Source organism: Flavobacterium difficile (assembly GCF_011392115.1).
GTDB lineage: Bacteria > Bacteroidota > Bacteroidia > Flavobacteriales > Flavobacteriaceae > Flavobacterium > Flavobacterium difficile.
On record NZ_JAAJBT010000008.1, the window covers coordinates 31,799 to 44,429 of the forward strand.

A 12,631-nucleotide genomic window follows, 5' to 3' on the forward strand; every position below is an offset into this window, starting at 1 on the left:
GTTGTTATAAGCCGTTTTTATTTTCTCTTCCGCCAGTCTTCTAATGTTATTGAAGTTTTAGTTTTCGGATTGAAGTATTTTATTTCAAAAGTTTTTTGGCCTACATGATAATTAAATTCTTTATTCCCGGCTTCTATTCTAATCCAATAATAACTTTTTCCAGTATCATATGGAGATTCTAAAATGGTAGTTGAAGACCAATTTTGATTTTCAGGCATTTTTATCAATAATTGCGTAATCTTTTCTCGTTTTTCATTATCAACATTACAAATCTCACAAATTTCAAAACTTGGATTTCCAGTAGGAAAAAAAACTTCATTGAGTAAAGGTTTGTTTTTTTCAAGCTCTTCAACTCTTTTTTGAGTCCATATATAATAAATAAAATGTTTTCGCGATTTATCATCTTCGAGATTATATTTATAAGTTTTAAGAGCAGAGATTTTGTCTCCTATACTTTCATAATAGTTTCCGAGCGCATAATAGCTTCCATTCCGATTACCAATGCTGTCAATAAAGGATTTTGCAGTTTTGTAATCTTTTAATTTGACGTAGTTTGCTGCATGAGCAATTGCAGCTTCGCCAGTTTTGTCGTCTTCGAAATTTAGTTCGTCAATTGATTCTCTATACTTGCCAATTTTATAAAATAGTTCTGCTTTTAAATAGTGCAATTTACTTTCAATATTAGACTTTATTTGAGATTTATATTTTTCAGTTTCTTTTTTATTTGCAATCAATAAGCTATCAGTTTTTTTAATTACTTTTTCTGAATTGCTTTCAGATTCTTTGTATAGAGTTACTAAATAGTCATCAAATTTTCTCATCTCCATAGAAACTTTATCAGCTTCCTCACATGCTTCATGTCCATGTTCATATACATGTTCATTCTCATTTTTGCATGATATAAAAAATATAGATAATATGATTGTAAATAATATCTTCATATGCGGATTTGTGTTTAAAATGGCTTATAACGTTCCGCGGCTTGCTGAAGTGGCGACTTCGTAACCGCTAATTTTCTTTCAAATATAATATTTCTTGCGAAAAATGAACGTGATTTTAAAGAAAAAGTCGCCATTTTAGCAAACCGCTGTTAAATACAGGTTTTTTATTTATTTCTCATTTTAGGTTTTCAGTTTTCGTTCGTTTTATCGATTCCAACATTTTCGCAATACATTTTGCAAACCAATTGAAGTAATCAAACTCGTTTCTACAAGTTATTCGCAATCCAATTCAAGCTTCCTTTTCCGATTCAACAAGTTTGCGCAATCTTTTTCTCAATCCAATTCAAGTTACGTTTTTCAGCTCAACATTTTTCGTAATCTAATTCAAGTAAATTTTTCCGATTCAACTTGTTTTCGCAATCAAAATCAACACATTTTTTCCAATTCAAGTATTTTATAAAGATTTCGAAAAAAAGAAAATAGACGAGAAGTATTCAAGCAAAATAGATGTGAAAATATTCAGATTTTATTCAGCATTCTCGATTCAACAAAACTTGTATTTAACGGGCCGCGGCTTGCTGAAGTGGCGACTTCGTAAATTGTTTATTTGTAGCTAAGATACAATTTCTTGCGAAAAATGAATGTAATTTTAAAGAAAAAGTCGCCATTTTAGCAAACCGCTGTTATGCGACGTATTATTTATTTAAAATTGAATCTAAATTTATAAATCTCCAAGTTTTCACGATTCTTTTTTGACGCAATCTTACACGTTTCAATATTCTCGCAAACCTTTCACGAATCATTTTTCGTTTCAATATTCGTTCAAACTTTAACGATTCCAATTTTCTGCAAAGTTACACGCTTCAATATTCACACAAACTTTTCACGAATCAACTTTTTTTCGTTTCACGATTCACTCAAACTTTTGCGAATCCAATTTTCCGCAATCTTAAAAGTTTCAATATTCTCGCAAACTATTTACGAATCAAAATCCTCAATTCATTTTCATAAATTATTCAACAAAACAATGTCAAATCAAGTTTTTAGTAGAAAAAAGAAAAAAATGAAAATATGATAAAATCACTCATTTTCTATTCAGCGGAAATATGTTGCATAACGTTCTGCGGCTTGGCGCAGTAGCGGCTGCGTGGAACGATTATTTTCTTGCTAAGATAAGATTTTCCAGCGGAAAATCGAACGTGTTATTAAAGCTAAAAGTAGCTATTGAGCCAAACCGCTGTTACCAGCAGTTTTATTCATATAAATATAGATGAGTAATTTCAAGTTCGTTTTCTGTATTATATCTTTCTTGTTTTATTAATTCGTTGTTTTGATTATAGTAGTTTTTGGTTTTTACATCACCTCTAATTCCAGTTTCGTCTGGTTCCGTCATTTCAATTAGACGGTTATTTTCATCATAAACAAATCTTATTTTACCAATACTACTACAAATATCACTAAAAGTATATTCGTTTTTCCATAGTCTTATATAATCATAATTCCCTTTTTCAAAACATTCTCTAAATTCTTCCCAGATTAATTCATCGTTTTGGAATAATTTAATTTTGGTTAGTAAACCATCATAATTATAAAAATACAAATATCTTTTTTGACGATTATATTCTTTTTCATCAACAATACTTTCTATTTTTTGACCTTTTGAATTATAGATTAATTTTTCTTCTAATATTGTTTCCCAAGAAGGATTTTTTTCAAAATCTTCATCATCTAATAAGCAATCTTCATGGTTTTTTTGTTTTTTTAATCTTTTTTCAAAGCTTTTAACTATTGTTTTTTCTAAGTAGTTTTTATTATTATAATCTAACTCTATTATTTGCTTTTTAACTGAATTTCTATGACTTGTTTCAGTTTTTATTAATAGACTATCTCTATAATAATTATTTTCAATATAATCTGTTATAGCACTTAAACGCGAAAATTTAAAATCAATTGTTTCTTCATAAATTATTAAATTTCTATCATTAAATTTTACAATTTTACTAATGTGACCATTTGTACTATCATTTTCAGCAAATTGATAAATTTTATAATTTCTTTTCTGTTGAGAAAATGAAACATAATTTATAAAGCATAGTAATAGAATTAATATTGTCTTTTTCATTTTGTTTTTTAAAAATTGCTGGTAACGTTCCGGCGCTTGGCGAGGTTGCGAGCTTCGGAACTGATTATTTTCTATCAAAGATAAAATTTCTTGCGATAAATAAACGTGAATTTACCACAAAATTCGCAATCTTGCCAAACGCTTGTTAGGCGTTCGTTTTTTTATCCAGCAATTCTAATTTGTTTAAATTTAATGTTTTCTCCATTTTCAATTTTGAAGTAATAAATTACATTATATTCTGATTTTTCTATAATCTCATTTTCTCCATCGTTAACTTTTATTGGACTTACTGTTGTCAAATTTAAGACTATCTCGTTGCTTTTTTTATAGTAATTTGCGTAAATTTTATATTTCGTATTTTTTTCTGTTAATTCGATAGTTTCATATTCGCCTTCATTGAATAGAATTTCACTTTTTATTTTCAATATTCCACTTATAAATAATTTTGTAAATATTTTGTCAAAATGCTTATCAAATTCAGATTCTGGAAATGGTGTAATTTTTTCTGTTAATTTTTTTAGAAACTCTTCATTTGCAATATTTTCCAAATACCAGATTTCGTTATTTTCATTATAAATTGGAAAGTCAATAAATCTTTTCACTTTCACTTTGTTTTTTTGATATACTGCATTTCTAAAATCTCTAAAATTTTCAATTAAAATATTTATATCAGTTTTCGGTTCAATATTAATATTTTCGGTTTTTGAAATTTTGAAATTATCTTTTTTTTCTGGCAGAGATTTTTTTTCTTCATTTTGTTTACAAGAAATAAACAGAAAAATCAATAATATTGACAAACTTTTATAAATTCTCATCTTTTATTTTTCTTAATTGTTCTTTTGTTTTCGGTCGTTCTACAAAATGACGCCTAACGTTCCGCGGCTTGCTGAAGTGGCGACTTCGTAACCGCTTATTTTCTTTCAAATATAATATTTCTTGCGGAAAGTAAACGTGATTTTAAAGAAAAAGTCGCCATTTTAGCAAACCGCTGTTAACCGCTGGCAAAACTTTCGCAATTCAGTTTTTCTTTCTGTATTTCTCGCAAAACTTTTCACGATTCAGATTTCACCGTTCTGTATTTAACGTAAAACTTTTCTCGATTCAGTTTTCATCGTTCTGTATTTCTCGTAAAACTTTTCACAATTCAGTTTTCAACGTTCTGTATTTCTTGCAAAACTTTTCACGATTCGGTTTTTAACTTTCTGAAATTTTCGCAATACTTTTCACGATTCAGTTTTCATCGTTCTATATTTTCCATAAGATTTTCAAGTTTTCGTAAATCAATATTTCATATTTTTACTCAAAAAAATAATTAAATTCAATCATTCACGAATCGTTCAAAATTGCTTGCGGTTAACGTTCCGGCGCTTGGCGAGGTTGCGAACTTCGGAACTGATTATTTTCTGTTAAAGATAAAATTTCTTGCGAAATGTAAACGTGTATTTACTACAAAATTCGCAATCTTGCCAAACGCCTGTTAGCGGCTGTGCGTGATTATTTGCAAAAGTTTGATTTAAATTTGCCTTGTTCGTATTCGTATAAAATTTCTCTTTGCTCAAATATATCCGAATCTAAATTCGCCTCAGATATGTTTTTATATTTTATTTTTAAATGGTTTTCATTTACGAAATTCTTCCATATTTTAAGTTCTTCACTTGTTGGAAAATAAACTATTCCAACATAAGTTCCATCGTACTTTTTTGGATAAATACCAGTTAGGCATGCGATTGAATTTGGCAGTTTAATATTGTATCCATATCCTTTCTCAATCTGTTCGATTTGCGATATAATTTCGTCTGCTGCGTTTTTATATTTTTGATTCTGTGAAAAACCAACTCCAAAAAAAATAAGAAATATATATGTGTAAATTCTATTCATTTTATATAATTTTATGCAGTTCTGCGGTCGCATTGCCGCTAACGTTTCGCGGCTTGCTGAAGTGGCGACTTCGTAACCGCTTATTTTCTTTCAAATATAATGTTTCTTGCGAAAAGTGAACGTGATTTTAAAGAAAAAGTCGCCATTTTAGCAAACCGCTGTTGGGCGTTCGGTTTTTTCAGTTGTTGTTTATCTAAATTAGTTAGTAATATTTATTTCTACTGTTGCTATAATTTTTTTCGCGCATTCAATATTTCTTTTCGCGCATTGAATATTTCTTTTCGCGCATCGAATATTTCTTTTCGCGCATTGAATATTTCTTTTCGCGCATTGAGTATTTCTTTTCGCGCATCAAATATTTCTTTTCGCGCATTGAATATTTCTTTTCGCGCATCGAATATTTCTTTTCGCGCATTGAGTATTTCTTTTTGCGCATTGAATATTTCTTTTCGCGCATCGAATATTTCTTTTCGCGCATTGAGTATTTCTTTTCGCGGTTCCTATAATACTTTCCGCGGTCGTTATATTTCTTTTTTTGGTTATTAATAAAATAATCGTGAATTGTTATTTTTCTATGCTAAACTTTAATCTTCTTTAAGGATTTCTCTCTTTTTACGTTCAGCGAAACTGACGCCCAACGTTCCGGCGCTTGGCGAGGTTGCGAACTTCGGAACCGATTATTTTCTATCAAAGATAAAATTTCTTGCGAGAAATAAACGTGAATTTACTACAAAATTCGCAATCTTGCCAAACGCTTGTTGTGCGTAGTGTTTTTATTTATCAGTTATAAGTTCAATTTCTTTTTCATTTTTCAGCAACCAATTTTTTGCGACTTCTATTATAATCTGATTAATATTATGCCTATTTGCATTTTCCCAATAATGACTATATTCTTCACCAAAATTAAAATCATCCCAAGCCCAATAGAGCAATGAAAAATCAAAAAGATTAGCATAGTCATCATTATCTTGGCAAAAAGTATGTATTAGTTTTAGGTTTTGCTCAATATTTTCGGATTCGGTTATTTTCTTTATGTAATAAGTACTATAACTCAAAATTGCATCATCATCATCTAAAGCCTTTATGTTTAATTCATTTAAAGCTTTTTTTAGATATTCTATGACCTCAAAGTATTGACTTGGTTTAGATATTCCAGCTAAAATCAATAAATTTTCAGAATAATGTTCTAATAATAACATTTCATAAGCCCAATCAATACAATCGTCAGAATTAAAATTTTCGATTTCTGAAAAAGCAACTATTTTATATGTTAAATCACTAAATTTCATTTATTTACGATTTTTTCAGCAACATTACGCACAACGTTCCGGCGCTTGGCGAGGTTGCGAACTTCGGAACCGATTTTTTTCTGTTAAAGATAAAATTTCTTGCGAAATATAAACGTGTATTTACTACAAAATTCGCAATCTTGCCAAACGCCTGTTGTATGCAGTATGTATTTTCAAAACCAATTCCAATTGTATTCTAAGTCTTTCTTTTGGTCTTCTGAAAATGTTACTATTTCATAATAATATTCTTTGCCTTTAGAATCTTTTTGAAGTTGAAACTTTCCATTGGAATTCAATGAATAAATTTTACTAATAATATGAACTGGAGTAGCTCCGTGATAATCTCCTTTGTAATTAGTTGAAATATAGCTTAATTTTTTATTGAATGGGAATTTATAGAAATCCAAATCTGCTCCCCTAAAATTTTCAAAAAGATTTAATTGATTTTTATTTTGATCATAAATCAAGTAATCTGTTACACCACTGCCAAGTCCAGTTCCTGGTCTTGAAATGAATTCTAAAAAAAACACATTATTAGAATTGAATTTATACATTTTCACTTTCTGAAGACTGTTGCAGAACATTTTATCGTTACCTCCGTCAGTAGGATTATTTATTATTTTAAGGTTTTCTGCTAAAATTTTGTTTGAATTTATTTTAATCCAATTAATATTTAAACTATCCTTTTTAAAAATCTGTATATTGTTATTTCCAATTTTATAATTTTCTAACTGACTTATTTTATATTCAGTAACCAATGAATCAACTGGTTGAATTTTATATGTTTTTATCGATTCTAATAACGCATTAAAATGCTTTTCTTTTAAAGAAATTTCTATATTCTTTTCAGCATTTATTTTATGATTTTCAACTTTTTGATTTTCTTTGGGTAAATTTAAAGAATCATGATTTCTTGTTTTTTCCGAACAAGCTAAAATCTGAATAATAATTATTATGTATAATGTCTTTTTCATATTGCATACAACGTTCCGGCGATTGGCGAGGTTGCGAACTTCGGAACTGATTATTTTCTATCAAAGATAAAATTTCTTGCGAGAAATAAACGTGAATTTACCACAAAATTCGCAATCTTGCCAAACGCCTGTTGTAGGCAGTATTATTTGCAATTCTTGAGTTTAACCTCTCTTATTGAATCAAATTTGGCAACATATTTCCAGCCATATTTTTCCTCCAAATCCTTGTAAGTGCTCACTTCAAATTCTTGATAGTTTACAGATTCATTTTTGTTGTTCACTATGGTTCCGCTTGTTCCCCAACCAAAAATTCCTATTTTATTGCGTGATGGCTCATGTGAATTTTTTTCTATTGTATATACTTCATTAAAATCTCGAACGTCCATTTTATCGATTAACTCTTTGTTTTTTTGTTTATCAACATAGTAGTAAGTGTGATCGATATAACCAGATTTGTATTCATTTGCTATGATTAGAATTCCATCTTTCGGAATATTATAAGTTATTGTGTCATTTTCCACTTTCAATTCTATACCACATTTCTGTCCATAAACAATATTTACAGTTCCTCTGTATTCTTCAGGTATCAAAAAAACTTCTTTAGGTAAAGTATCTATTTTTATACAGATATTTATAAATAATGGAATGAAAATTATTGGAAACAAAGTCCATAAAACTTTGAACTTTAATACATTTTTTGAAAACCATATAAAAATAATACCAATTCCAAGTAAAATTAAAGGAATGAAATAGTAATAAATTAAACCTGGTACGAATCCAATTCCAATTGTACATAAAATAATTATAAATACTCCTAATTTATACATTTCGTCTTTTAAATTCAGGGTTCAAATATTGCCTACAACGTTCCGGCGCTTGGCGAGGTTGCGAGCTACGGAACAGATTATTTTCTATCAAAGATAAAATTTCTTGCGAGAAATAAACGTGTATTTACTACAAAATTCGCAATCTTGCCAAACGCCTGTTATAAGCAGCCTACTAATTTAGTTTCATTTCTTCCTCAAATAGATAACTATTTTTATCAATTTTTATTTTTTCAACATAGCTATCAAATTTTGGGTTTGGATTTTTTATTATTGCAATGTAAAGATTCCTCGAAAGTGTTTCTTTTCTAAACTTATTTTTCACTTTAATTGTTTTGTCAAATAAATCAAAAGTTTCCTTTTCGTCAGGGAAAAAAGTCAAAGTTTTGAATATTATTCTCCATTTTGGATAATTATAAAATTTATCTTTCCATTCTTTTTTGAATACTTTAGTTACTGAATTATATAAACTCTTATCAGGAAAGTTTTGAATCGCTAACAAACCATAAGTTTCAGTATTTTTATTTTCAAAATAACTCAAGATTATACTTAAATCATTTTTATTTTGATATTTGGCAAGTTTTATTAATGATTCAGGAAATTTTTTTTCGGTCGCTATTTTTCTAATTAATTGATAATTATCGTTATTCTCTTCTAGATTTTTTATTAGACTATTTTTATAATTAGAGTTTGAATTAACATCATGTAAAATAAGGTTTTCAATATACTTAATATATTCGGTTAAATTTTCCGAATTACTTTTTCTTAATTTTTCTATTAATACTGAAATATATTCATCGCCTAAATTAGATTTGTAAAAATTATCAAAATTAAATTCTATTGGAGTTTTATTATTTATGTTATCCAGTAATATTTTTTTTCCATCTGATATATTTAGTTCACACAATAAATAGAAAGAAGTTAATGAAATTGAATTCGAATTATTATCAAGTTTATCAATTAATGTATTTTTATAAAGTGTCGAATCAATCTTTTTGAGATTTGTAATATTACTTAGATTTACAACACTATCTAAGATTTTTATATAATTGATTTCTATTTTCTTATTTATTTCAATTTGTTTTGAGATTTTCTCAATTTCAAAATCTAAATTTTGAGCAAAATTTAATTGAAAAAATAATAAAAGAAGTAGTTTATAATACGATTTTCTCATAGGTTGCTTATAACGTTCCGGCGCTTGGCGAGGTTGCGAGCTACGGAACTGATTATTTTCTGTTAAAGATAAAATTTCTTGCGAGAAATAAACGTGAATTTACTACAAAATTCGCAATCTTGCCAAACGCCTGTTAGTGGCAGTTTTTATCTTATTATTAATCCGTAATATCCTTTTATTAAACTTAATACCTCACCACTTATGGCGTCAATTTCGATAATTTCAGTTTCACCACAGTCTTGACCATAAGCATTTTTACTTTTAGTCACTTTATTTATAGAATAATAGATGTGTTTTCCTTTTTTTTCATCAAATTTAAGTTTAGGTTTAGAAATTTCGAATCCTTTTTCTTTGAATGATTTTATTGCAATATTTTCTGCGTTTTCAATTGTTATAAAGTTTGAAGGTGAATTATTTTTAAGAAAATCAGGAATAAAATCAATTTTTATCGGCTCAATAAGGTTAAGTTTTTCATTAAGTTTTATCCAAAATCCAGTTTCAACGATTTGTAGTTCTTCACTTTGGAAATGATATAAAACCCAAATTTCAGTTACTTTTTTTCGCAATACTCTTTTTGATAAAAATTTCCCTGTTGTATTATAATTATTATTTGTTTTGTATTTATAAAATGAGCCTTCAGAAATCGTGAAATATTTAAAAAGATTTTCTCCAATAGTAGCAGTTAAAATACTATCAGTAGTTTTGATAATATTTTCTGTTTTTATTTTTTGAGAAAATATTGATAAAGGGAAAATTAAATAGACAAATAAAAATTTAAGTTTCATAAGTTTTTGATTCAGTGTTTTCTAGATTTCGCGAGCGAATTGCCACTAACGTTCCGGCGCTTGGCGAGGTTGCGAACTTCGGAACCGATTATTTTCTATCAAAGATAAAATTTCTTGCGAGAAATAAACGTGAATTTACTACAAAATTCGCAATCTTGCCAAACGCCTGTTAGTGGTAGCTTTTTTTATAAGTAATCCATATGATTAGGTTTGTTTTGGTCAATTTTGTCTCCGTGAAAAGTAAATACATCATATTCATTTCCTTCATTTTGTACAAATATGTAGCCTTTGACTTGATAAAAGTTTAAAAATATTTTATCGTATTCTATTGGGACAATTAATTTATTATCAGAATTGTAAACACCCCATTTTCCACCTTTAATAGTCCACATATCAACTTGATATTCATCGTCAAAATACAATTCGCCTCCAATATTTACTGCATATAAATTATTGCTTATTTCTTCAACCCAATCATAATTACTTGGCAAAATAGTTTTTTCATTTTCATCTATAATTCCCCACTTCATATTTTTCAAAACTAAATTCTCGCCATTATTTTCGAATTCAGGATTGCCTATCGCTATTTTAAAATGATTTTGATTTCTTAAAAAATCAATGTAGTCATATTTGTTTGGAATAATTGTATTGAAAGAAGAATCTATAATTCCCCATTTTCCAATATATTCTGTTATATCGGTGTCATAAGAATCTATTTTGGTTTCAATTGAATTTATAATAGATTTATGGTAATGGCAATTTTTTCCAGTTGGTGCGCCATATGTATTACTTTGTGTAAATAATATTTGATCAAATGGCAATTTTTCGATTTTTCCAGAATTAAAGTCAAACGAAAAAAGTTCGTTTTTTGTATTTCTTATTTGTGTCTTTTGGTCTTTAGTAATGGCATAAATGCTAATATATTCAAAATCCAATATTATGTCATTTTCTATACTTAACAAACCACACATATTATCTTCTCTTCTTACGCTAAATACTTTTTCATCATTAATTCTCCAGCAATTTATGTCTATGTAAATTGGCTCTATTATAACTGAATATTTTTTGAAGCCAAAAAAATCATTTTCAACTTTTAAAACTCCTTTCTTTTTTTCGAAGTTTCTAAAAACAATTATGTCATCATAATTAATATGATTTTTTATGTTATATTTTTTTAGAATAGTTTTGGAAAGTTCTACTGACATATTGAATTTTTTAAAACATCTTTGATTCTTGATTCTGCGATAAAGTTACCACTAACGTTCCGGCGCTTGGCGAGGTTGCGAGTTTCGGAACCGATTATTTTCTGTTAAAGATAAAATTTCTTGCGAAATGTAAACGTGAATTTACCACAAAATTCGCAATCTTGCCAAACGCCTGTTAGGCGATGTTTTTCTTAATTGGATATTCAAAATCAGGATAAATTTTATCAAATAATTCTAATTCCTCTACGTCATATTTTTTTTCGCACCATCCTGTTGAAATATTGATTTCTCCAAAGCCAAAATAAAACAAATCATTTTCATAATATCTAATTTTATTTTCAGAAAAATAACTCAAAGTTGTTTCAAGTGAAGAACCTTTTTCATTCAAAAGTTTTTTACGATTTAACCAAAATAATGTATTATCACCATAAATACCACCAATTTTAATTTGTGCTGTTTCAAAATCTAAATTTTTTAAAATGTCCTCAAATTCAAAAATAAAATTATTTAATTCAATTGTGTCTCGTAAGAAATACTTTGCACTTCGTCCAAATGTAATAAAAACATTGTCGTAGCAATATGGTTTTTCCTCTGTTCCAATTGAAAAAATTGCAGGATGAAAATAAAAATAGTTTTTTGTTATTAAATCATTTTGAATAAACTTAATTGCGTCTTTATGATTTCGTGTCTCATTTTTTGCGTAGTCCATATCTAGCATTAAAACACCGTAAAAATAATTCCATTCAAACATATATTTTATTTTTAGTTGGTTATTCTATTAAACAATATTTGTTGTTATAAAGTAACATTGGATTCTTGAGTCTGTGTTAAAATATCGCCTAACGTTCCGGCGCTTGGCGAGGTTGCGAACTTCGGAACTGATTATTTTCTTTCAATGATAAAATTTCTTGCGAGAAATAAACGTGAATTTACTACAAAATTCGCAATCTTGCCAAACGCCTGTTAGCAACAGTTACTTTTTCTTAAATTTCTTTTCACGGATTAATTTTTTAAACTTTTCTGCTAAATCATATAATTTTTTCGGTCCTTTTCCTTCGTGAATTAAAATCGAATCTTTTTTTCTATTGAGATGTATGATATTAAACTTATAAGTTTGTCCATCTTCCATTGAACTATTCCAATATTCTTTTGAATAATCAAATTCGGATTCTTTTAAACTCTCAAGCAAATCTTCTTTTTCATTTTCATTGATAACGCTAAATAAATTTTCTTTTTCTGGGAAAATACTTTTCAAATAAATTGTATCTCCACCATTATATTTTAAAATAAAGTTTTCAGCAAGATTCCAAGATTCGAATTCAAACGTCACGAAAGATTTTTTAATCCGTTCTTTGTGTTGGCAGGAAAACAGAATATAAGCTATTAAAATAAAGATAAGTTGTCTCATGACGAGTTTGGTAATTGTTGCTAACTTGTTT

General features: G+C 28.0%; 12 protein-coding genes. All 12 read right to left on the reverse strand.

The features are described from left to right. Positions 1-17: 17 nt before the first annotated feature. Positions 18-941 carry a tetratricopeptide repeat protein gene (locus G4D72_RS12065; protein ID WP_166077974.1) on the reverse strand — a complete coding sequence of 308 codons (924 nt, stop codon included), beginning with the start codon at positions 939-941 and terminating at the stop codon, positions 18-20. A gap of 1,252 nt (positions 942-2,193) precedes the next feature. Further along, positions 2,194-3,141 (reverse strand): hypothetical protein, encoded by a 948-nt coding sequence (locus tag G4D72_RS12070; protein ID WP_166077975.1) that lies wholly within the window; start codon positions 3,139-3,141, stop codon positions 2,194-2,196. Between the two features lie 83 nt (positions 3,142-3,224). Further along, positions 3,225-3,878 carry a hypothetical protein gene (locus tag G4D72_RS12075; RefSeq protein WP_166077976.1) on the reverse strand — a complete coding sequence of 218 codons (654 nt, stop codon included), beginning with the start codon at positions 3,876-3,878 and terminating at the stop codon, positions 3,225-3,227. A 679-nt stretch (positions 3,879-4,557) separates the two neighbouring features. After that, positions 4,558-4,941, reverse strand: coding sequence for a hypothetical protein (locus G4D72_RS12080; RefSeq protein WP_166077977.1), 384 nt, complete (start codon positions 4,939-4,941; stop codon positions 4,558-4,560). Positions 4,942-5,714: 773 nt separating this feature from the next. Then, the gene (locus tag G4D72_RS12085) at positions 5,715-6,230 is read right to left on the reverse strand and encodes a hypothetical protein (RefSeq protein WP_166077978.1); all 516 of its coding nucleotides are present in this window, start codon (positions 6,228-6,230) and stop codon (positions 5,715-5,717) included. Between the two features lie 173 nt (positions 6,231-6,403). Then, a complete protein-coding gene (locus tag G4D72_RS12090) occupies positions 6,404-7,204 on the reverse strand; it encodes a hypothetical protein (protein ID WP_166077980.1) in 801 nt (266 codons plus the stop codon). Between the two features lie 143 nt (positions 7,205-7,347). Continuing rightward, positions 7,348-8,031 (reverse strand): DUF6843 domain-containing protein, encoded by a 684-nt coding sequence (locus G4D72_RS12095; protein WP_166077981.1) that lies wholly within the window; start codon positions 8,029-8,031, stop codon positions 7,348-7,350. A 172-nt stretch (positions 8,032-8,203) separates the two neighbouring features. After that, entirely contained in the window at positions 8,204-9,202 is a 999-nt protein-coding gene (locus tag G4D72_RS12100) for a hypothetical protein (protein ID WP_166077982.1), read from the reverse strand. A gap of 146 nt (positions 9,203-9,348) precedes the next feature. Then, positions 9,349-9,987, reverse strand: a complete 639-nt coding sequence (locus G4D72_RS12105; RefSeq protein ID WP_166077983.1) for a hypothetical protein — start codon at positions 9,985-9,987, stop codon at positions 9,349-9,351. Between the two features lie 185 nt (positions 9,988-10,172). Beyond that, positions 10,173-11,192 (reverse strand): WG repeat-containing protein, encoded by a 1,020-nt coding sequence (locus tag G4D72_RS12110; RefSeq protein ID WP_166077984.1) that lies wholly within the window; start codon positions 11,190-11,192, stop codon positions 10,173-10,175. Between the two features lie 175 nt (positions 11,193-11,367). Then, positions 11,368-11,943: a hypothetical protein gene (locus G4D72_RS12115; protein WP_166077985.1), complete on the reverse strand. Its 576-nt coding sequence runs from the start codon at positions 11,941-11,943 to the stop codon at positions 11,368-11,370. Positions 11,944-12,165: 222 nt separating this feature from the next. Next, complete coding sequence (locus G4D72_RS12120; protein WP_166077986.1) at positions 12,166-12,600, reverse strand: hypothetical protein; 435 nt, start codon at positions 12,598-12,600, stop codon at positions 12,166-12,168. Positions 12,601-12,631: the final 31 nt, after the last annotated feature.

Excerpts from the sequence above, each read along its gene's own strand:
- G4D72_RS12065 (WP_166077974.1), bottom strand. The coding sequence starts at position 941 with ATGAAGATATTATTTACAATCATATTATCTATATTTTTTATATCATGC.
- G4D72_RS12075 (WP_166077976.1), bottom strand. The coding sequence starts at position 3,878 with ATGAGAATTTATAAAAGTTTGTCAATATTATTGATTTTTCTGTTTATT.
- G4D72_RS12080 (WP_166077977.1), bottom strand. The coding sequence starts at position 4,941 with ATGAATAGAATTTACACATATATATTTCTTATTTTTTTTGGAGTTGGT.
- G4D72_RS12085 (WP_166077978.1), bottom strand. The coding sequence starts at position 6,230 with ATGAAATTTAGTGATTTAACATATAAAATAGTTGCTTTTTCAGAAATC.
- G4D72_RS12090 (WP_166077980.1), bottom strand. The coding sequence starts at position 7,204 with ATGAAAAAGACATTATACATAATAATTATTATTCAGATTTTAGCTTGT.
- G4D72_RS12095 (WP_166077981.1), bottom strand. The coding sequence starts at position 8,031 with ATGTATAAATTAGGAGTATTTATAATTATTTTATGTACAATTGGAATT.
- G4D72_RS12100 (WP_166077982.1), bottom strand. The coding sequence starts at position 9,202 with ATGAGAAAATCGTATTATAAACTACTTCTTTTATTATTTTTTCAATTA.
- G4D72_RS12105 (WP_166077983.1), bottom strand. The coding sequence starts at position 9,987 with ATGAAACTTAAATTTTTATTTGTCTATTTAATTTTCCCTTTATCAATA.
- G4D72_RS12110 (WP_166077984.1), bottom strand. The coding sequence starts at position 11,192 with ATGTCAGTAGAACTTTCCAAAACTATTCTAAAAAAATATAACATAAAA.
- G4D72_RS12115 (WP_166077985.1), bottom strand. The coding sequence starts at position 11,943 with ATGTTTGAATGGAATTATTTTTACGGTGTTTTAATGCTAGATATGGAC.
- G4D72_RS12120 (WP_166077986.1), bottom strand. The coding sequence starts at position 12,600 with ATGAGACAACTTATCTTTATTTTAATAGCTTATATTCTGTTTTCCTGC.